This is a genomic window from Acidisarcina polymorpha (genome assembly GCF_003330725.1).
Lineage (GTDB): Bacteria > Acidobacteriota > Terriglobia > Terriglobales > Acidobacteriaceae > Acidisarcina > Acidisarcina polymorpha.
This window is the reverse complement of the sequence record NZ_CP030840.1, coordinates 729924-750479: the sequence shown is the minus strand read 5'-3', so window position 1 is coordinate 750479 and position 20556 is coordinate 729924. Positions and strand designations below refer to the sequence as shown.

At 54.7% G+C, this 20556-nt stretch carries 15 protein-coding genes and 3 pseudogenes; 4 read left to right on the top strand and 14 right to left on the bottom strand.

Features of this window, described 5'->3' with window-relative positions; translation table 11 throughout:
• The first annotated feature begins 278 nt into the window (after positions 1-278).
• The 4 genes from ACPOL_RS03350 to ACPOL_RS03335 all read left to right on the top strand — a co-directional run bounded on the left by ACPOL_RS03350 (position 279) and on the right by ACPOL_RS03335 (position 6212).
• Positions 279-1631 carry an NAD(P)/FAD-dependent oxidoreductase gene (locus ACPOL_RS03350; protein WP_236657199.1) on the top strand — a complete coding sequence of 451 codons (1353 nt, stop codon included), beginning with the start codon at positions 279-281 and terminating at the stop codon, positions 1629-1631.
• Between the two features lie 600 nt (positions 1632-2231).
• A complete protein-coding gene (locus ACPOL_RS34490; protein ID WP_236657198.1) occupies positions 2232-2369 on the top strand; it encodes a hypothetical protein in 138 nt (45 codons plus the stop codon).
• 8 nt (positions 2370-2377) lie between these two features.
• A complete protein-coding gene (locus tag ACPOL_RS03340; protein ID WP_114205806.1) occupies positions 2378-3499 on the top strand; it encodes a hypothetical protein in 1122 nt (373 codons plus the stop codon).
• Positions 3500-4121: 622 nt separating this feature from the next.
• Entirely contained in the window at positions 4122-6212 is a 2091-nt protein-coding gene (locus tag ACPOL_RS03335) for a S53 family peptidase (protein ID WP_161557178.1), read from the top strand.
• Between the two features lie 276 nt (positions 6213-6488).
• On the opposite strand, the pseudogene ACPOL_RS34485 reads toward ACPOL_RS03335, so the two are convergent.
• The 14 genes and pseudogenes from ACPOL_RS34485 to ACPOL_RS03260 all read right to left on the bottom strand — a co-directional run.
• Positions 6489-6755: pseudogene (locus ACPOL_RS34485) on the bottom strand (integrase core domain-containing protein); the annotation flags it as partial.
• Between the two features lie 162 nt (positions 6756-6917).
• Positions 6918-7061, bottom strand: a pseudogene (locus ACPOL_RS03325) (IS3-like element ISCARN116 family transposase); the annotation flags it as partial.
• A 42-nt stretch (positions 7062-7103) separates the two neighbouring features.
• Complete coding sequence (locus ACPOL_RS03320; protein ID WP_414633330.1) at positions 7104-8762, bottom strand: NAD-dependent malic enzyme; 1659 nt, start codon at positions 8760-8762, stop codon at positions 7104-7106.
• Positions 8763-8781: 19 nt separating this feature from the next.
• A complete protein-coding gene (locus ACPOL_RS03315; protein WP_114205801.1) occupies positions 8782-10101 on the bottom strand; it encodes a carbohydrate porin in 1320 nt (439 codons plus the stop codon).
• 42 nt (positions 10102-10143) lie between these two features.
• The gene (gene fumC, locus ACPOL_RS03310) at positions 10144-11616 is read right to left on the bottom strand and encodes a class II fumarate hydratase (protein ID WP_114205800.1); all 1473 of its coding nucleotides are present in this window, start codon (positions 11614-11616) and stop codon (positions 10144-10146) included.
• Between the two features lie 156 nt (positions 11617-11772).
• A complete protein-coding gene (locus ACPOL_RS03305) occupies positions 11773-12522 on the bottom strand; it encodes a YoaK family protein (RefSeq protein ID WP_150132890.1) in 750 nt (249 codons plus the stop codon).
• Between the two features lie 625 nt (positions 12523-13147).
• Positions 13148-14431 carry a CoA transferase gene (locus ACPOL_RS03295; protein WP_161557177.1) on the bottom strand — a complete coding sequence of 428 codons (1284 nt, stop codon included), beginning with the start codon at positions 14429-14431 and terminating at the stop codon, positions 13148-13150.
• Between the two features lie 592 nt (positions 14432-15023).
• On the bottom strand, positions 15024-16400 hold the full coding sequence (locus tag ACPOL_RS03285) for a DUF418 domain-containing protein (RefSeq protein WP_236657197.1): 1377 nt from the start codon (positions 16398-16400) through the stop codon (positions 15024-15026).
• Between the two features lie 302 nt (positions 16401-16702).
• Positions 16703-16897 carry a hypothetical protein gene (locus ACPOL_RS03280; RefSeq protein ID WP_114205794.1) on the bottom strand — a complete coding sequence of 65 codons (195 nt, stop codon included), beginning with the start codon at positions 16895-16897 and terminating at the stop codon, positions 16703-16705.
• Between the two features lie 24 nt (positions 16898-16921).
• Positions 16922-17476 (bottom strand): annotated as a pseudogene (locus tag ACPOL_RS35990) (DUF2490 domain-containing protein).
• Positions 17473-18555, bottom strand: a complete 1083-nt coding sequence (locus tag ACPOL_RS03275) for an alpha/beta fold hydrolase (RefSeq protein ID WP_114205793.1) — start codon at positions 18553-18555, stop codon at positions 17473-17475. The pseudogene ACPOL_RS35990 and the gene ACPOL_RS03275 overlap by 4 nt, the downstream one beginning before the upstream one ends.
• 44 nt (positions 18556-18599) lie before the next feature.
• A complete protein-coding gene (locus tag ACPOL_RS03270; protein ID WP_114205792.1) occupies positions 18600-19046 on the bottom strand; it encodes a cupin domain-containing protein in 447 nt (148 codons plus the stop codon).
• Between the two features lie 86 nt (positions 19047-19132).
• Complete coding sequence (locus ACPOL_RS03265; RefSeq protein WP_114205791.1) at positions 19133-19699, bottom strand: cupin domain-containing protein; 567 nt, start codon at positions 19697-19699, stop codon at positions 19133-19135.
• 303 nt (positions 19700-20002) lie between these two features.
• The gene (locus ACPOL_RS03260) at positions 20003-20506 is read right to left on the bottom strand and encodes a nuclear transport factor 2 family protein (RefSeq protein ID WP_236657502.1); all 504 of its coding nucleotides are present in this window, start codon (positions 20504-20506) and stop codon (positions 20003-20005) included.
• Positions 20507-20556 lie beyond the last annotated feature (50 nt).

The following is a 20556-nucleotide window of genomic DNA, read 5'->3' as shown; positions in this document are numbered from 1 at the left end:
TCCATGTTAGTGAGTAGTCTCGACAGTTAGTTGCTAGAAGTTGTGGTGCCAAAGCGATGGGAACTCTTTGCTGTTCACAGAAACAAGGCATCGCATGATGAGTATCTCCATGTGTGAAGTGGACTTGCAGTGCCACCAGCGTTCGACGATATAGTTTATGGTGTCGAAAAAGGAGTTGACTACAGGTGTTCTCTCAGGTTCCACACGAGCCGAGGCAGGGGCTCTCAAGCCGACGGCGATTCCTCAAGAGGGCCGTTACGGCTGGCGGCGCTGCCCTGATGGGTGCTGCAGGCCTCAATGAGGTCTCACCGGTGATCTGGAGGGAACCGACTGAACTCGAGCTTAATCATAGCTACTGGATGGGAAGCCAGCCGCCGCAAAATCCTCCCCTCTCTGTAAACCTCACGGTGGATGTGGCAGTCATCGGAGGCGGCCTTACAGGGCTTTCCACAGCCTATTTTATCCGTAGTGTTTCACCCCACAAGGAGGTTGTCGTTCTGGAAGGCAGAGGGTGCGGCAATGGAGCCTCGGGGCGTAACGGTGCGATGGTGCTCACAATGACCGAGGATCGCTACCTCAATTTTAGTTCAGATCCGGCGATGGACAAGAAGATATACGATCTGACCGCTCAGAATCTACAGACACTGTCAAAACTTAGTGTGGAGACAGGGATAGATTGCGAGCTGGAAACGAAGGGAGCACTCCAGGTCCTCCTCAGTTCTCAAGATGTGAGAGAAGCCAAAGACTACGTGCAACGAGCACAATCACTGGGAATGCCAGTTGAATTGTGGGACAAACAGAAGATCGTCGATGCCCTTGGTACTGATGTTTATGAAGGTGGATTTTTCGATCCAGGCGGTGGTCAAGTCAATCCTATGAAGTTAGTCCATGTCTTTAAGGTTGCAGCGGAGTCGGCCGGCGCAAAGATCTTTGAGAACACGATGGTGGGAAAGATTGAAGAGGGGTCAGAACATCTGATTTATACAACTGCCGGACACACAGTTAGAGCAAAGGCGCTGGTGCTCGCGACCAACGCCTTCACTTCAAGGTTGGGTTTCTTTCGAAATGCCGTTGCGCCAATCCGTGAATACGTGGCCATGACGAGGCGCTTCACGGATCAGGAATTGATTGATATTGGATGGAGACTGCGCGTTCCGTTCAACGACAGCAGGACGGAGGTGTTCTACCTCGGGGTAACGCAAGACAATCGCATTCATATCGGCGGCGGAAGCCCCGGATATTCTTTCAACAATGGGCATTTGGATCCTGCTGCTGTTGGCTCCCACTCGGCGCGACTTCAGCGTGAACTGGTTCGTATCTATCCCAAGCTCTCCGGTATCGGATTCGAAGCAACTTGGGATGGTGTCGTCGATTGGTCTCTGAATGAGTCTCCTTCCGTAGGATGTTCCGGCAAATATCGAAATATCTTTCATGGGCTTGGCTACAGCGGCCATGGGGTGAATCTCGCTTCGGTATTTGGAAGAATCATCGCTGATCTCGATGCCGGACGTGGCGACCGATGGAAGGAATATCCGTTCGTTAATGCGAATCTGGACTACATTCCAAACGAACCTATCCGCTGGTTCGCAGTTCGAGCCGGCTTGGCTTGGTACAACCTGATCGACTCCTGACGTGATGATAGTCGATGCAGCATACGCACGTGACTTCTGCGCGACAATGGATTTTCTTTCGTGGCACAGTGGCATGTTAGGGATTTGGAGGATTTTCTCAATCGCTTTGGACTCCCACCTCATTGCGGTCACGTATCGGGTCCAGGCAATCTAGGGCTTGCCTTAGGGACCCTGGGGTTTACCACATTTCTGCATTCGCCGAACGGCTGGCTGCATTTTTCGAGCTATGATTTCCCCGTCTATTTACTCTTCTTTGTTTTAGCGCTTCTAATCCGCCAATTCAGCCGCATGCGTCGGCGAGTCGAGCTGTCGTTGGCGGAATCGCGAGGTCGGCTTGTGGGTCAAGTGCGGGAACGAACTGCGCAATCGAGCCATCTGAATCGGCAATACAAGACCATACTTGACGCTCTGCCGCTTGCCGCGGCGCTGTTTGAACCAGGCCGCACGGTCCGGGTAGGGTCCGCTCTGCCCAAAGGGTGGGCCAACTTAAACCGCCAGAGTGGGCCAAATCAGAATGCCAGAATCATGGGCCGCACAACTCGGAATGAACTTGCAAAGCTCGACACAGAAGTTCGATAAAACGCGGGAGGGCCGTTTCACGTGCAGCAGGCAGGTCAGATCCGCGCGTTCCTCGATGCGCGGAAAGAGGCAGGTTATGCTCGCACGCCGCGAGTTTCGGTGAGCCGGAGCATCTTTGCCTTGGTGAACGATCGCAATACGGCCCATGATCTGGGTTGAAGGACACGATGATGAAGGTAGTGAACATTACGCGATACATCTCTTCTGCAGCTTTGCTGTCTGGTCTAATCGGCTGCTCGACGTCCACCACAACTCCTCCAAATCAAACGACGAGGCCGCCCGCTCTTCGGCATGTCCTCTTTGTGGGCGACAGTTTTACTCACGGCCGTTACCTGCCGGTACGCACGTACAACAACACACCCGGAACGGGCGGCATTGGTTCGACCGTCGCCTCCGCGGAAGTTGTGGATGAGAACTTCAACACGACAATCGCCGCTCGACAAGAGACGGGCGCTGGAGAGACGGGCCCATGGGGCGGCATTCCTGGGATCTTTGCCGAGTTCGCAAACGAGACAGGGCTACCCTACGATGTTCATATCGAGGCGATATCGGCAACATCACTCGCGCAGAACTACTCAGCAGCGAGCGACGTCATCACGCGACCCAATTGGGACACCGTAGTATTACAGGAGGCTACATTCCAACCGATCCCGTCGAGCATTTCGCTAGACAGTAAAAGCAATCCTGCATCATTCTGCACAGCAGTCAACGCCATAGAAGCAGCCGTGCACACGACCGCACCCAATGCAAGGATCTTTTTGTATGAAACCGGAGCCCCTGCCGATACCGCTTATCGTCTGAGCACTGCAGCGGCGCCGTTTTCCGACTCTGCTTATCTTCTTTCCCTGGGAACCCTAACCTCCGCGTACCACGACGCCTACGTCAGCGCTGCATCACAGAATCAGAGAATCGCAGGGATAGCGCCAACAGGCGACGCGTGGTCGTTAGCTTGGTCGCTCGGTGTCGCTAATCCTGATCCCTATGGCGGCAATGCTTCAGGAGTCTCGCTCACCTTCAACTATCAGAGCGGGAGTTCACCATCCACGCGCAACACGCCGACCGATGCGGGCTTTCACCACCCCAGCATCTATGGAGCCTATCTGAACGCGCTCGTGCTGTTTCAGCGAATTTCCGACACCGACGTACGGACTTTGGGCGGCGCTGAACAGGCTGCGGCACTCCTAGGCATTGCGCCAGAAGTTGCAGTAGACCTGCAAAATGTGGCATGGATTGCGGTCACCCTTGAAGGGTCGACGCTGCCCCCGGCCAACTACAACCCGTGTCACTGAACCCAATTCTACGTGTCGTACGTGTTGTCCAACTCTGGTGAATCGCCAAAAGGCCAGATGCGCACACGCTTTGCTTAGCACCTCTTCCCGCAGTGCGCAGAGTACTCGCGCCGCAAGAGGACATTGCAAGGGATCTGAACGTCATGCAATAGGTTCATGGATCATCGAGCAATGCCTCACTGAATGAGGCGTCGCTGCTGCACGAGAGATCAAGTTGCTCGCTTTCCGATTCTTACCGATGTAGCAGAGACTGTCGAGCGGACTTAGGCTCGTAGCTTTTGCTGCCTGCTGGAGAAACCGAACGAACAGACACAGAAGCGCGCGATTCAGCACAAGACTCCACTGCTTCGGTACGAAAATAGACGGTAGCACCCGCGGCGGTCGTTACAGTCCACTAGTTCAACGGATCGGCGATTAGACCCGCCGCGGGCGATTGTTTATTGCATCGACTACCTGCTAAAGAGGGGTATTGACTACCCTCCTTCGAGGCTTACCTGAGCAGTGTCTCGAAATGCAAAATGGGGAGGCAACTTCTTATTGGTGCGAGTCAGTCGACGGAGACAGCCATGTATCCACTCACTCGCGCGAGCCGCACAAGCACTATCAACTAAAAGGAGAATTGATGAACCTGCAGAATATATCCGTCCGTGCCGCAGTACTGCTTGCACTATCACCGCTTGGACCTTTGAGCGCCCGTGCGCTCGATGTTCACAATGTCCCTAAGGGTGTTCAAATAGCCCAGGATCAAGGGCAGGTCGAGCGCGGCAAGGATGAGAAGCTCACGGTTTTCTTGAAGATGCACAATCAGGAGGAGTATGACAAGGCAGTCGAAGCGCTCTATGATCCTGCATCGCCGACGTATCACAAATGGTTTACGGATGCGGACTTTACAAAGTACGCGCCAACGGCTGCTGAGCTAAAGACAGTAAAAGATGAATTGTCGAAGCATGGGCTGACCGTGCTTTCGGTCGATCCGCAGAACCTCTCGATCCGCGTGCATGGCGCGGCGGAAAAGATCGAAGAGGCATTCCAGACCCAACTGCACACTTTTACTTACAAGAACACAACCTTCCAGGCGCATGTGACGGACGCGCGACTGATAGGAGATGCCGGAGCTCTGGTGGATACCGTCGCGGGTCTTGACCGGCACAAGGCGGTACCGCAGTTGATGTACGCGAAGAATCCGAAGACAGGTAAGCCGCTATTTCTCAAGCGTGTAACAGCGTCGACGATTGGACAAACTCTCGCGAGCAGTATCACGAACGTGGCACTGACAGCGCCCACGGTGAGCGTATACGGCACACAGGGATCAGCACTGCCAATAGGTGTGTACTACGGATTGAACTACGACGCAGCATATTCAAAGAAAGATTCACAAGCAGTTGCTTATACACCGAAGCAGCTGCAGGCGCACTATGGGTTGACGTCGATGATCAAGCAGGGATACGACGGCACCGGTCAGACCATAGCATTAGTGGAAGGCTTTGGTTATGCACAGGCTGAGTCTGATGCGAATCTTGCTGCGAAGACCTTTGGACTCCCACCGCTGACGTCCGCTAACTTCGAAGAAATCTATCCGGACGGCGTGCCTCCTATCGAAAATATAGGAATCACCGAAGGTTGGAACATCGAGATAGCACTCGACATACAGTCGGCCCACGCAATCGCCCCGGGAGCGAAGATCATCGAAGTTGCCGCAGACGGGCAGGATGATGAGGACTTCATCTATGCGCTGAACTACATAATCAACCACAAGCTTGCCCACACTGTGTCGAGCAGTTGGGGAGTGGATGAAGAATTTCTTGGCGGTCCCCCAGAAGCGCAGGCCTTCAACACCGTACTTCAGCACGGTGCGGCGGTGGGCATCTCGTTCCAGTTCTCCACAGGCGATAGTGGTGACAATGGTCTAGGAAGCCCGGTTGGCGATGTGGCCATTCCTGCAGATGCTCCATACGCAACGGCAGTTGGCGGCACCAGTGTCCTGAACAATCCGAATGGCGGGGCTGATGTCGTGGCGGGCTGGGGTAACCTTTATACCTATGTAAACGACTATGGGGCCGTCGACCCTCCGAATTCGACTGTCTTCCCTGGCGGCGGCGCAGGGGGCGGCGAGAGCGTCTTTTTCGCGAAGCCGTCTTGGCAGAAAGACTTGCCCGGAAGCGGTCGCGAGCTACCTGACGTTTCGGCCCTGGCTGATCCGAGTACCGGCTTCCCGATTATTTACACAGCCTTCGATAGCCCCTTCGGCGAATCGCTTGGACAGTTCGCTGCAGTGTATGGTGGGACGAGCCTCGCCAGCCCAATTTTCACAGCAACCTGGGCGATTGCTGACCAGTACAACGGCAAGCCGCTTGGTTTTGCCGCGCCGCTGGTTGCCAAACTTAAACCGAGTGACATCACGGATGTTTTGGCGACCAATCCGATCGAAATTTCGGATGTTACCGGCACCGTGTATGACGCGCAGGGTGCAACGTACTACTCGGCCGATGGGTTGTTTGAGAATGCGAACTCAGCCGCGATACAACCTGAGTTCCTGAGTGCGTTGTTCAGCGCACCGGCAGACGATACAGCTTATGCGATCACTTTCGGTACGGATACGTCGCTAACAGTCGGTCCGGGCTGGGACAATGTGACTGGCTACGGCGAGCCGAACGGCCTGCCGTTTATCCAGGGTGTTACCGGTAAAACAGCGGGTGCGCCCTTAGACAAATAGTGAGACTGTAGGACCAACGCAGTGCGCCGGGATCTCGGCGCGCTGCGTTGCTTCAGATGCAACGACCTTATGCGCTTGGCCTGACCCCATTCTTCGTCCAGTTCGGTGTATGAAATCATAACTCAATTTTTCTGCTTTTCTTTCTTAGGTAGAGATCTCTTGGCCGTGGGGCAGCCGTGTCAAGGCCGGAGCGAAGCGGAGCTCGTCAGGGTCGCCTTGATACGGCTGATCCACGGCCATACTCTTTGCTTCTGAAAGAGAAGCAGCCTGCCACTGCCGCGCGAACTCGTCCGGCGTTCTGTAGGCAAGCGAGCTGTGCGGGCGGCGCGAGTTATATTCCGTCCTCCAAGCCGATATCTTCCTCCTGGCGTCGAACAGGTTCCAGAACCAGCTTGTGTTCAGGCACTCATCGCGCAGCTTTCCGTTGAAGCTCTCCATGCCTCCGTTCTGTGTCGGCTTGCCCGGCTGGATGTGCAACAGATCGATCTTCCATTCGATGGCCCAGGCCAGGTAGTGGCGAGAGGTTAGTTCGGGCCCGTTGTCGCGGATGCTCGCGCGCCAGTTCGCGCAGCCGTTCTTGAACCTGCCTGTCGTCTCTCCGGCTTCGATACCGGCCACTCGATCTCGGCACCGCCATCAGCTCGCAGACGTGGCGCTCGCTGGACCGAAACTCGGCCAGCAAGCGCCTCACTTCTGTCCTTCGTTCTACGAGCCCAGGGAGTTTTTTCGGATCACCGACTGCAGCATGTCCTTGTCCAGGCTGAGATCGGCAACCAGCCTCTTCAAGCGGGAGTTCTCATCGCGCAGATGCTTGACCTCTTCGGCCTCGCTCACCTCCATGCCCCCGTACTTCGCCTTCCAGGGGGAGCCGGTCCGGCTCCCTTTGTTCTATTAGCCTTCGTAGATTGGTTTGTATTCCAGCGATGTGATCAACTTATCAATCGATTTCGGCTTTTCTACTCGCGCAAGGTTAAGTTCGAAGATGCGTTCGGCGGATTTCACCGCGGTGACATGCGAAGCCTTCTGCACATCCGTCTGCGGTGGAAAGAGCATTCCTTTTGCGAGTTGTTCGTCGGTGACCTGATCAGCGGTCGCCCGGGCGGCAGTGATGAAGATCTCATCGGGAACGTGCTTTGCCTCGGTGGCGACAATCGCCATGCCCACCGCTGGGAAGATGTAGAAGTTGTTCGCCTGGCTAGGCTCGTAACTTTTGCCGTCGATCGTGACACGATCGAACTGCACCCCTGCCGCGAAGATCGCGTTGCCCTTTGAGAACTTGTACGCCTCTTCAGCTGTGCACTCCGCGTGCTCCGTGGGGTTGGAGAGTGCGAAGATCACAGGACGGTCGTTGAGCTTCGACATAGCTTCGATCACCTGTTTGGTAAACGTGCCACCGACGGTGCTGACCCCAATCAGGATCGTAGGCTTGAGTTCATTGATGGCAGCGACCAAGTCCTTGGCGGGTTTGGCCGTGTGAGCGTAAGGTTGTTGATCGGGAGAAAGGTCCTTCCGGGATGGCTCCAAGAGACCGTTCACGTCGAAGAGCGAGATTCGTGCCCTTGCATCCTTCTCACTCAGTCCCTCCAGCTTCATCGCGGACGCGATCATGTTCGCGATGCCGATCCCCGCGGAGCCGGCTCCCAAGAACAACACGCGCTGGTCTTTGAGACTGCTCTTGGAGATTTTCAAGGCGTTATATAGGCCCGCCACGGTCACACTGCCAGTACCTTGGATGTCGTCGTTGTAGCAGCTAATCTGGTTGACGTAACGCGCAAGCAAGCGGATCGCGTCCGTGCCTTTCCAATCTTCGAAGTGGATACAGCATTTCGGAAAGCGCTCTTGCACGGCATCGACGAACTCTTGCACGAATGCGTCCAATTCGTCCGTGCTCGGGCGCTTTTGCTTCAGGCCCAGATATAGCGGGTCGCCTAGCAACTTCTCGTTGTCGGTCCCACAATCGAGAAGAACCGGCAGTAGCACATCCGGCTGCACTGCAGCGCATGCAGTGTACAGTTGCAGCTTTCCTATGGGGATGCCCATGCCGTTGGTTCCCAGGTCGCCCAGGCCGAGGATGCGGCCGCCTGTCGACACACAGATCACCCTCACATCCTCGACCGGCCAATTCTTCAAAACCTCTCTGAGCTTCCCCTTCTGCTCCATGGAGACATACATTCCTTTCGGCTTGCGGTAAATGTGACCAAACTCGAGGCAAGCGGTTCCGACGGTTGGATCGTAGACGATCTTCAAAAAGCGTTCCGGATCAGTCGCGAGCACAGCGTAGAAGAGCGTTTGATTATCGTCTGCCAGTTGTGCGAGGTAGATGTATTGCTCTAGATCATTGTTCTTCTTGCTGAGCTGGAAGAGGCAACGCTTGACCTGATTCTCAAGTGTTTCCACGGCGGGTGGGAGGAGTCCAATAAGATGCTTCTCCTGCCGCTTTTCTCGACTGAATGCGGTACCACGGTTATGTTTGGGATCTTCCAACAAAGCAAAGCCGGTCAGGTTCGTTTCCATATCTGTCTCCTCACGAATCGTTGAGAACGTTGTCATTGTCTGGGGGCTCTGATCATCAGAACTCCACCTTCGAGCGGAAGCCGACAACGGTAGCGTCCCCCGTCTTCCCGCCGACGTTGAAGAAATGCTGCACCACCGGCTGGAGCAACAACCAACCGGTGGGCTTGAATAACACGTTCAGTTCGAGGACATGCTCTGCGTCGCGCCTTTGGATAATCGCTATGTTGCTAGCATTGCCGAGATACTTCACACCGCTCCGCACGTAAGCCAAACTCAAGGTGTTGTGCCAATGGATGGGCAAAAGCTCGTTGTAGCGGAGTCCCGCGGTAGTCTCCTGATTACGGCGGCTCCGATCTGCTGGGGACCAGTTCACTGACGCGGTGATGTCCACGCCGGTGCTAGAGCGCTCCGCTGTCCGCCAAAGAGCCTGGCTCGCCATCCCGTAGATCAGGTAATTCGCGCTTACAGGCGTGGAACTTGACGTTGAGGTAAATTTCCCAGGGTTGTACGTGCCGCCGAACTGATACAGCCCAGAGTAGCCGGTTCGCGATTGAACCGTATCGAAAGCCCGAACATCACGTGCAGACTGGCCCGGCGTCCATCCGATCTCGGAAGCTGTCATCGCCGCACCACGGAATTGAGGCACAAACCCGGTTGGGTTGTGCGCATACGGCACTCGATCCGCTGCAAAGACCATTGACTTCACATAGAAGTGCTCACGCGGAATTACACGAACTTCAGCAGCAGGTGTCGAGGGTGGATCAAAGCTCTCGTAGTTCACACTGAGATTGCCCATGGCATAATCGAGCGGCTCGACAATGAAGCTGGTCGCATCATGTTGGGCCCCATAGAAGTCCTGTCCAGCGAATTGGCCTAGTCGCACCACCAGCGACTCATGGAGAAACCGTTGCTCAAGCCAATACGAGTCAAGTCGAAACGTGTTGGCGCTCGACATTCCGCTCGGACTTGCGATCGCATCGAGGTAAGCACCAAGAATGCCTCCGCCCTGCCAGAGTCCGGTAATGTGGAAGTAGAGGCCGCGCGCACCGGCGAGAGTTCCGAGGTCGATGTTGACCGTGCCTCGCACACGGTTCCAATCGGCGAGGCGTGTCTTCTGAGCGGATCGTACGTTCCAGAGGTGATCCGCAATATATTGCAAATCACAACTCACTCCTTTGTTCTCCAGTTCCGTCCGCTTTCCTCGCCAATCTCCGAATAGATGTTCGTGGGAGGAACCGGCATCTTCATGTGCGCCTGCTCCACTCAAGCCGTCGTTCTGCGTCTGGCTGCGACACACACAGCTAAAAGAGAGCAAGACGAAGACGACGATCAGTGTCGAGCGGCGTTCGGCGGACTTTACTTGGTTGGTTTTCAACCCGGTATGCTCTTTCCGTGAGTTTTGCTATCGTTACCCCGTTTAAGAGTCAAAATTCAGGGTCGTGTCTCCGACCATGTTTTGGGGATTCACGACCTCATCGAACTTTTTGGCGTCGATCAGCCCAGTCTTGGTTGCGGCCTCTCGCAAGGTAGAGCCATCATCTTGGGCCGTGTGCGCGATCTTGGAGGCATTGTCATATCCGATCACCGGACTAAGAGCGGTCACCAGCATGAGCGAGCTCTGTACATACCCAGCAACCCTCTTTTCGTTCACTTCGGTTCCCTCGATGGAGAAGATCCGAAACTTCTCGCATCCGTCCGCAAGAATCCTTGCAGAATGCAGAAAGTTGTTGATGATAATGGGGCGCATTGCGTTCAGCTCGAAGTTCCCTTGTGAGCCGGCAAAAGCAACTGCGGTATCGTCTCCGATGACCTGAATGCAAATCATCACGATGGCTTCACACTGGGTGGGGTTTACTTTACCGGGCATGATCGACGAACCTGGCTCATTCGCCGGCAGGTTCAACTCCGCAATGCCACAGCGAGGCCCTGAAGCCAGCCAGCGAATATCATTTGCTATCTTCATCAGCGAGACGGCAAGACCGCGAAGGGCAGCATGGGCGGCTACGATGCCGTCGAGCGAGCCTTGCGCTTCGAACTTATTGGGCGCGGTGATGAACGGATGCCCTGTCAATTCTGAAATCTCTTTTGCGATCTCTTCGCCGAAGCGTTCCGGCGCATTGATACCGGTGCCCACAGCGGTCCCACCGGCCGCAAGTTGGTAGAGTCCCGCCAGCGAAGCTTCGACGCGACGGAGAGCGTATCGGATTTGGACAGCGTATCCTGACCATTCCTGCCCCACCGTCAGAGGAGTCGCATCCTCCAAATGTGTCCGCCCAATCTTTACGATGTGCTGCCATTGATTCGCCTTGTTCTCAATAGCCGTCAACAGCGCGGTTGCTTTGGGCAGGAGTGTGTCCTTGATCTCCTTAACCGCCGCGATGTGCATGGCTGTCGGAAACGTGTCGTTGGAACTTTGCGACATATTCACATGGTCGTTTGGGTGCACGGGTTCCTGAGCCCCGAGAGTCCCGTTCACCATCTGAATGGAGCGATTGGAAATGACCTCGTTCACGTTCATGTTGCTTTGAGTGCCGCTGCCGGTCTGCCAAACGAAGAGCGGGAAGTTTTCGTCGAGCTTGCCGGCGATTACTTCGCTAGCGCTCTTGACGATGAGGTCGGCTTTTTCCTTCGGGAGCCTGCCAAGTCGCTCGTTCACAATGGCTGCAGCTTTCTTGACATAGCCATAGGCGTGATACACCTCGACCGGCATGTGGTCATTTCCGATGGAAAAGTGGATTAAGGAGCGTTGCGTCTGTGCTCCCCACAGGCGGTCCGCCGGAACCTTCACCTGCCCCATGGAGTCGAACTCGATCCGCCAGCGTCCGTCCTCCAAAAGCGTTCCGGGCTTGAAGGTACCATTTTTAAGCTGTGTATCTTCAACGTCTGCCATGTCGCTGAACTCCTCTTCCTTCTTAGCACTCTAGGCCACTGAGTAACGTCTTCAGAGCGCGCTGAAGACAAGGTGTGATAATTCACTTTGCATGATCAACAGGGAGTCGTCTTGTCTAAATGCCCGACTCCTTGCACGTTCCATCGGAAAGGTGGACTAGGCGTCGTCGCCAATCGTGGAGTGCTGTGTCCAAGTCAGCAGTGATCCCATCAAGACCATCAGGACACAGGGTACTAAGGCGTAGGTCCTGAACCTTCTCGTGCAGTAGGCTCCGAAAAGCGCTCCTACGAAGAAGGAGGCACATGCACATGCAGAAACCAAGGCTTGTCCCTTGCTTCGGTCCACATCCTCACCCTGGAACCAGCGCACGAACCCTGTCGTCATGCTCTTGATATTCCCCGTGATCATCGCACTATTGAATTTCCACCCCGTCACGGAGTCGAAGGTGCCAACCTGAAGGCCAGCCACACAGGAGATGAATGGCACGACGACAACGTTTGGTAAGTGGGAAGCGAAAGCTGTCAGGGTCACGAGCGCTGAGAGTTCTAAGACCTGGCAGCAGAGCCTCGGCATGAATTGGTTTCTACTTTTACGGGAGATCACAAACTTGGCGAAAGCGACGCCCACAATGAAGGTAACGATAGGAGGGAAATGTCGCATCGCCCGATTCCAGTTGCCGATGGTCGCATAGGCAGCGAGCATGACAATGTTACCCGTCTGCGCGTTCGCAAAGACACCGCCATGCCCAACAAAGGCATAAGCATCCATAAAGCCTCCCACCAAAGCGAAGAGACCTTCGGCAACCAGGAGAGGCCACAAGACTGGGTGGGAAGCAGCCACATCTCGGCGTGCGACATTTGCGGTGGAAGTTGGCGTCGGACGAAAACCTAGTGATTCTGAGGACACGAGTCACGCTCCCATGGGAAAGTAGGACTGTTCACCATTCCGTTGAAAGAGCGGTCTCAGATACGGAGAGGTCCCTCGGTTGGAGAGTCGAGGACTCCTTCTCTGCATGCCGTCGATGTTCGAGACCTTCCGGGCTTCACAGACCATTTCCCTGCGTCTCATGCGGAGCCTCGACCATTTCGATTGAGAGGTAACGCCGCTCAATGGCGGAGACCAGTTTGCCAAGCACTGGATGGGGTTGATCGTGGGAGTTTTGAGCACGTCCACGATTGCATACTCGACATGACGAACAGCGCCTCCGGCTCTTTTCGCTCGATGACGCCGTCTTGTTCAAGGCACACAGACTGTCGATCAGCAACTTCTTTGTGGCGCCCATGAACAGATCTCTACGGTTCTCTCATGCGAACAGCGCTCCGGCTCATCTCCTTTTAAGATTTTGAGTTTTCCAAAAACGTCCCGATTTTGGAAGATACGGGATCGTCTATTCATTTGATTACCTGCCACTTCGTCCCATGTGCTCAATCCTAAGGTTTTCGAGTCCGATCTTGCTGTGGAGACGTGAGGAGTGCGGCTCGCGGCTGGACGCCGCCGAGCCCCATCCGTGCACAGACCAATGATCCTGTGTCTATTCCTTAGTCGATGGCAGTTCCAGTCCAGAAAAGCGCAGGGGGGCGGCCAGAAACGAGAGGGGACCATATACGGTGTCGATTGTGTTGAGCTTGGCCGGATATATATCATCGCTGGGGACGTCGACTTGCTCGTTCAGAGGCAAGAGGCCGAGCTCTTCTACCCACATGGCGCTTCTCGCAAGCGAGAGCTTCACGTCGTACGAGCCACCCTCAATGGACCGGCGAAGTAGTGCCGCCATCATTCCTGCGGCGGCGAAGTAGCCAGTCATCAGGTCTGCTAGATAAAAGACCGGAGAGAACTTCGGAGGTCCCTCACCCCCTTCCCGCACCGCAAATCCGGAGACCACCTGACCATTCTGATCGAAGCCTGGACGGTCGCTCCATGGTCCTTGGTGCCCATAGGCATTCGCTGTCATGCACACGATGCCACGTTCGCTGCGTGATGCCAGTTCTGCAGGTGTGAGATGAAACTTTCGGTTCACGCCATTACGATAAGTTGATGCGAATACATCCGCTTGAGACGCTAGTCGATGCATCGTCGCCAGTTCATCTGGATTTCTGAGATCCAAGTAGGTGCAACGCTTCCCCACATCGACACCAAGATGTTGCGCGAGCGTATCGGGGTAGGCCGGTGCGCTGACGTGCAGTACCTCGGCTCCGTACTCCGCCAGCGAGCGCGTACTTCTAGGGCCTGCGAGCACATGCGTGAAGTCCAAGACTCGGATGCCGTCTAACGGTGAGAAGGTTCCGGGGAATGGTACAGGTGCGCTATCAGCAATCTTCTCGATCTCAATGACCGGCACCTTATCCAAGAGCGATCCCTGCTCGGTTTCCAGCCATTTCTCGCGGCTGAAAGCTCGACAGCACGGTAGTCCTGCTGCGGCAAGAGCGTCTTCTAATTCTTTAGCATTCCATTTTGCGATCTCTCGAGCGATGGACTTCTTGTTGTTTCCGCAATCAAAGAAGTCCAGGTAACCTTTGAGAAGTTTCGGATAAGGCGGCCCGGCCTCGATCATCACGTACTGGCCATCTTCGCATTGGAAAATACCGTTTGTCTCCACGAATTCGGCACCGACGTTGATTGAGTGTCCGGCTTGACTCACGTAGTGGGTAGGGTGCAAGAAGTGAAGAGCATCAACAATGTCGATCGACAGATTGCTTCGCTCACCCGTTCTTGTCTCCCAAATTGCCGCCGCCGCGGCGCCAATTAGGAGTTGCGCTGTAGCCGACGCTTCGCCGAGCTTATGCGGGGAGCGAATGATGGGATCAAGTCCCCGCATGGTCGCTTCGCCTTTAAAGTAGGGAGCAAGTTTGAGCTGATCCAAGAGAGACGATAGGGCGATTAGACCTCCCTCACTTAACGAACGTTTGCTTTGATTTCCACAATGTGACATAAAACTCCTCGCATGCAGGTATTGGGAAACGGATTGTCTACGGCGCTAGCAGTGCCGGGCCTGAACGCATTCTGGCTCAGCAGCGAGCGATGCCTATGATCCCGGTCAAGAACTGTGAGCAACGCAAGTGATCTGGAGCGGCGCATCCGAAGAGCATGACGGAAACTCTCCTGCACGCCACGGCCTCGTACTCTGTATCGAACGGTTCTGACTCAATGCAGAGCTCATCCCATCCGATGAACTTCCTGAGAAAACAACTGAGTCTCTCTTGTCGCGTCATTTTGTCAAATACTCCTTCTTGAAAATGAGTACGAACCTATCTCCGCATCGCGGGTAAGCGGCGGTCAACTCATCAAGTTGATCGTGATCCTCTATCGGGCGTGTGCTCGGAAGTTTGGAACTGTGCCGATAATTCCGCCGAATCCAAACGTTGGCGTGAGCCGGACACGTGACACCGTTGTGAACGACGCGAACCCGTTCAGCTTGCAGGCGGCAGCCTCATCGCCTGAGGCCTCCAATATGTCAGCGAGCGCCATAGCCACTCGAAGGGGCCATAAGCAAAAGATCGAAGCCAGACTGAGCTGAACACGAGGTTAAACACCCACACTGAAAACGTCACGAAGAAGAGCTGAAAGTATTCGAGCCTGCCAAAGAGCGGATATGGTCCCCAAACAAAGATGAATTGGCAAATAATGCTAGTGAGCAGGTAATTACTGAATGCCGTTCGGCCCACTGCGGCGAGTGCACGTTGTGCAGGCTTAAAGAATTCCGCCCTGATAAGCAAAAGCACTGTTGCTGCAATTGCCAATGATCCCGCCTCACGAGTAATGTAGTAAGGGCCGAAGAGCCACGCATCAATGTTATAGAAGTACAGCCTGCTGGCATACACCCTGAGAATGCCGGCGGTGTATAGGGGCAAGGAGATTGCGAACCCAATTAGCGCAGTCCAAATATACGCCGTGGTTTCAAGTTCGAGCGAGAAAAAGCCGATCTTCATTAATCCCATGCCAAGGAGCATAGCGGGCACGCAATCCAAAACTGAACCAAGTCGAATCCTTGCGAACTCAGACCAAAGTTCGATCTGAGAACGCTCTGCCACTCCGGCTAGATAGGTTTGGTTTCGATGCTCCTCGACTTCCTTTTTGATGGCGATCGGATCCGGAGTCTTGCTCTTCAGCAAGGCACTCCATTGTGTGAGTGTTTCGCGTTGCGCGCTATCAAGCGGCTTGCCGTCCTGCTGTCGATGCATGACTTGAGCAACTTGGTGATGAAGCAAGTATTCAGGAGCGGTACCGATGAAGATTGTTATGCCGATAGGCGCAATGAAGAGTGAGAGCAAGGATCCTGACCATAGGAGCGTCTTCGCATTCAATCGGCGTAAGGGATACAGGAAAAGTAGCCCTTCGAATCCATAATCAAAGAGAATGTCACCGGACCAAATGAGGCAACCATGGAGAAGCCCGATCAACATAAGCCACATGTTCCTTCGGGTATAAATATCTGCAGCTTCCTTATCCCGCTGCTCCGCGCGTCTTGTGAGAAGGATGACACCCGCTCCAAAGAGCATTGAGAACAGAGCTCGCATCTTGCCTTCGAAGAAGAGCCAGCTGATTAGTAAGGCAACGAAGTCGAGATGCGGATGTCTGCCGGAAAAGATGCTGATGCTGCTGCCTAGTGGCACATCATGCGCCATCGATACATCGCCGAAGTCCTGAATATTCAAAACTAGAATTCCCAGCAGTGCGCACCCGCGCAGAATGTCGACACTCGATATGCGATTAGACAAAGTGACCGGAGCGATCACTGGCTCTGGCCCGGCCAGTTCTATTTCTGGAGCAAGTTGGCTCGTAATCAATGTGTTTCCTTCTTTTGTTAGTAATTTCAATAGCCCGTGAACCCTGAGACCGGGTTGCTTTGGACGTTAGGTCGATGATCATCGGGTGGCCTGTGAACCTCACGCTCACACCGTTTCAGTCCGCACACCTAGTGGAACTCTTCCTATGAGCAGCTGGACGACGAATGGTGTCTCCTGCGACCAGCAAGTGAATCTGTGTCAGCTATTTGAACTTGGCACGATTTCTCACGCGTGCCTAAAGCCTCTGGGACGTGTCCGTACGTTTCGTCAAGGTGTTTCCGCTCCACGGTGAGCGAGAAAAGCTACTTCCTGTGAGCGCGGAGGAACGGGGCGGTGGAAAGAAGATAAATCTGCAAGGAGTGATCTTCGGGACCTGTCACGCCGACAGGCGTAGACGCGTAGCGGAACTGATAACCGACTTCGATTGCCCAATAGTCGCTCAGTCGCGAACCTAGAGCGCCATAGGTGACGTCAGCATTGAAGTGAGTCTTCTTCACGCTGGCGTCGGTGTAAACCTCGTTCTAATGCGTGGAGGTTGTCGAATTGCTAAGCGGTAGCTTTGTTGTGAGACGATAACGCGCGCGCTCACTGAATTCGATGGGGCCGTATCTCTGCACAGCTTGCGCTGTCTCTTTCCATCGCTGCTCCAAGCGAAAACGCTGGACTATCGCAGGAACCGATCCACTGCGGTGCGAGAGCTTCATTGTGATTTGGTGCTGTTCGAACAGTCGGTTCTCAATCTGCCGGACAACAGCAGGAGCGGTAGCGAAGGTCCCGCCGCTCGTGGTGTGGGAATCGATAAATGTATACGCCAGGAAGCTTTAATTCGCGTCGCTTTCGCTAAGAGAAAGGCCAGGACGTAATTCAACCTGTTCGAATTGGGATAAATCCAGAGTCCTGCGATAGGAACCCTCCAAATGCACCGCCCAGTGGTCTGAAACCGGTTGATCTCCGAAGTAGCTGAACCAGGCGCTAGGGCTTGTCCCGCCATTGGGAGAGGCCGTCCGCTGTGCTGCGGCGTGAGCAGCCGAAGAATCTACGCAGATGGCTAGCAAATACCTTATGAGTCGCCTCATGCACGGAAGAATGCCCGAAACTCCGCTAACACGCCGTCGGCATCTTCTTCCGGCAACAAATGACCGCACGGAAGTGGTTTCCCAGACACTACGTTGTTGCTCTTGGCTCTCCATGTGGCAAGAACATCCCACAAGTGACCCACAGTTCCCTTGGCGCCCCAGAGGGCAAGCAGAGGAGCTTGAATGTAATTGTTTCGGCTGTCATCGTCGCGATCATGCTCGAGGTCGATGCCGGCGGCAGCACGATAGTCTTCGCAGACGGCGCGTATTGTGCCGACGCAGCAGTAGCAGCGGATGTATTCCGCCATGACCTCGGGAGAGATCGCTCCCGGCGTCTTGCCTTGCATCGCAAGATGATCCCGAAGGTAGAAGACGGAATCGAGACCAATCAAGTGTTCGGGCATAGGCGAAGGCTGAATCTGTAAAAACCACCATACGTACTTCGTGGCAAATTCCTTGCTCGTCTGTTGATACATGGTTAGAGTCGGTGCTACGTCAAGAACTGCCACCTTGTCGACTACCTCAGAATGGTCCAGGCAAAGCCGATGGGCAACACGGCCGCCGCGATCATGTCCCGCCACCATGAAGCGCTGATGCCCCAATTGCTTCATAACCTCCACTTGATCCAGAGCCATGGCGCGGAACGAGTAATTGATGTGATCAGGGCTATACCCTGGTTTGCTGGAATCACCATAGCCTCGAAGATCCGGAATGACGACGGTGTATTCTTCGGCCAAGGCTGGTGCTATCTTGTGCCAAGTCAGATGGGTCTCCGGAGGTCCGTGGATTAGGAGCAGTGGACGCCCACTACCCTTGGTGAGAACATTGATCTCCGCACCCGACGTTTGGATACGATGGGATTTGAAGCCAGGCAAGAGCTTCTGCGACACAGCTTCTGACGGCGGGTCAGGAAGCTCGCGCAAAGCGGCACAAGCTGCGGGCACCGGGAGGGCACTCGGCAGTTCCTGGGCTAGATCGGATGGGCTAGGGGCAGGTCTTGACTGCGCACTTGCTGAAGACGGGATCAGAGCGGCTAATGCTGCCCCGACCCCGTGGGAAGTAAACGCACGTCGATTCATCACAACCTCCCTGCAGAGTTAGTGAGACTTCGTTCAGCAAGCGTCTACCAGCCGGAAAGCAACGTAATTCCGAACTTCGGAGCTGCGGCCTTCAATCTATCGATGTCCTCCGGCCAGGGTGGACCAACTTCTTCGTTTTCAACCCTTAGACGGCCACCCTCTGCAAGAAAACCTTCAAAACCGCTTGGCGTGCAAAGCAGCATGTAATGCGCTGGCAGACCGCTTGTATTCATAAGCTGATGTGGGATGCCTCGAGGCAGAAAGACCGACTCTCCCGCCTTGATGGTCTGCTCCTCCCCGGCGATCAGGGCTTTCATCTCGCCCTCCATGATGAAGAGCGTCTCGTCGTCGTTTGCATGCACATGAATCGGGGTCTTTGATTGTCCACCGCTCCGGTTCTCAAATAGCGAAAACGTGCCGCTCGTGTCTTTACCCGATAGCTGCTGCTTCATGAGCACACCGGCAAGGATGAATTCAGGTTTACGAGCCATGGATAAAACCTCCTTCTATATAGTGAAACTACAGACGGTCGAAGCCCGCTATGAGTGATCTGACCCGTCTGTAATCCTCGGACGAACTAGGATACGCGTACGCCGAAACCCGGATATTCGGGTAGGGCTTTCTTCGTGTCTTCCGGCGAAAGGAAACGAATACCCCAAGAGGCTCCGACCTGAATCGTCTCTGTTGGATCCTCAATCGGTGCGATAGTGGAGGGGTCCGGGACTGAAAGGTCGCGTGCCGCTTCGCCCATCTGGAGCAGGTAGCCATCCATGCCCACGGTCTCCGGTCCGGTGGCGCCTACCAGGATAAGAGCTCGCACCTCATCCGTGAGACACGCGAACGTGTGAGCCTTCCCCTGAGGCAGAAAGCCCACACCACCGGCGTGCGCATCGAAGGTTTTATCTGGAGTGTAGAAGCGAACAGAACCTTCAAGCACGAAAAAGAGCTCGTGTTCCCGCTCGTGGATATGAACGGGCGGCTCTAGCCCTGGACGAACCTTGACTTCCATAAAGGCTAACCGTCCGTTGGTTTCGGACCCCTTCGCAAGCAGAGTAATCACTTGCCCCATGTACTTGATTGTTGAGGCCACATTAACTTCACGGGAATAAGCGCTCGGTGTTACTTGTTTATCAGTACTTGTCATTCAATTTGCCTCACTCTTCGCTGCTGTCGGTGGCCCTAACCAAGTCATCGCATATAGCAGGGTATGCAGGCCGCTATTCAGAAACTCTCGACATTGAAAGCTTTTCTGCGGCGCGCCTATTCTGTTTTAGGTGGAGCGGGCCAGCGACGTGTGTCCAAAAGTCCGAAAATTGGTTCATTCTCTTCGGAAAACTGCCGCTAGACGCGCACGGCGACTATGTCGCACGGGATGGAAGCACCGGAGGGTTTGTGGAGACTGGCAGATCTCGCCTCCATTCATTCGATGAGGTGGCGCGGGCATTGATTAGGGCATTGCGGGGCCTACAGGGGCCACCTCTGCATGAGCAACGAGTAGCCACTTGCCGTCGATGAAGGAGAAGCTATCGCTCACGAGTAGTTCTTTGGACTCCGTTTGGCCGTTACATTCGTAATCCTGCTCTGCTCGGTACGTCAGGACAGCGGCACGCGACCCTAAAGGGCGCATTTGATCAGATTTCAAAGCGAAGGAGTGAAGCGTGCAATTTTGCGCCCCCACTTCCGCTCCCGACAGAATCCCCTCTTTCCCGATGAAGACGAAATTGGGTGACATGAGGGTCTGCATCGTTTTCATATCTTTGTTTTGGAAGGCCGTCCACACTGCAGTTGCTTTTTGGAATAGGGCCTTCTGTTCATTACTGCGAGACTGTGCCTGGCTCGTTGTCGCTACAGCAATGAATCCCCACAGCAAAAGCTTCGCAGCGGGAATAGTCCATGTAGCGCCGCCTTGGATGGCGCTTTCACGTTCGGCTCGAATGTCACACTTCATCATTTTCACAAGTTTTCCTTTTGGTTTACGACAGAACATGCGTTTTTTGATGC

What these genes read in the sequence shown, in the direction of transcription:
- ACPOL_RS03335 (WP_161557178.1), top strand. Translation starts at nt 4,122, where the DNA reads ATGAACCTGCAGAATATATCCGTCCGTGCCGCAGTACTGCTTGCACTA.
- ACPOL_RS03260 (WP_236657502.1), bottom strand. Translation starts at nt 20,506, where the DNA reads ATGATGAAGTGTGACATTCGAGCCGAACGTGAAAGCGCCATCCAAGGC.
- fumC (WP_114205800.1), bottom strand. Translation starts at nt 11,616, where the DNA reads ATGGCAGACGTTGAAGATACACAGCTTAAAAATGGTACCTTCAAGCCC.
- ACPOL_RS03295 (WP_161557177.1), bottom strand. Translation starts at nt 14,431, where the DNA reads ATGCGGGGACTTGATCCCATCATTCGCTCCCCGCATAAGCTCGGCGAA.
- ACPOL_RS03340 (WP_114205806.1), top strand. Translation starts at nt 2,378, where the DNA reads ATGATGAAGGTAGTGAACATTACGCGATACATCTCTTCTGCAGCTTTG.
- ACPOL_RS03275 (WP_114205793.1), bottom strand. Translation starts at nt 18,555, where the DNA reads ATGAATCGACGTGCGTTTACTTCCCACGGGGTCGGGGCAGCATTAGCC.
- ACPOL_RS03270 (WP_114205792.1), bottom strand. Translation starts at nt 19,046, where the DNA reads ATGGCTCGTAAACCTGAATTCATCCTTGCCGGTGTGCTCATGAAGCAG.
- ACPOL_RS03350 (WP_236657199.1), top strand. Translation starts at nt 279, where the DNA reads ATGGGTGCTGCAGGCCTCAATGAGGTCTCACCGGTGATCTGGAGGGAA.
- ACPOL_RS03320 (WP_414633330.1), bottom strand. Translation starts at nt 8,762, where the DNA reads ATGACAACGTTCTCAACGATTCGTGAGGAGACAGATATGGAAACGAAC.
- ACPOL_RS03265 (WP_114205791.1), bottom strand. Translation starts at nt 19,699, where the DNA reads ATGACAAGTACTGATAAACAAGTAACACCGAGCGCTTATTCCCGTGAA.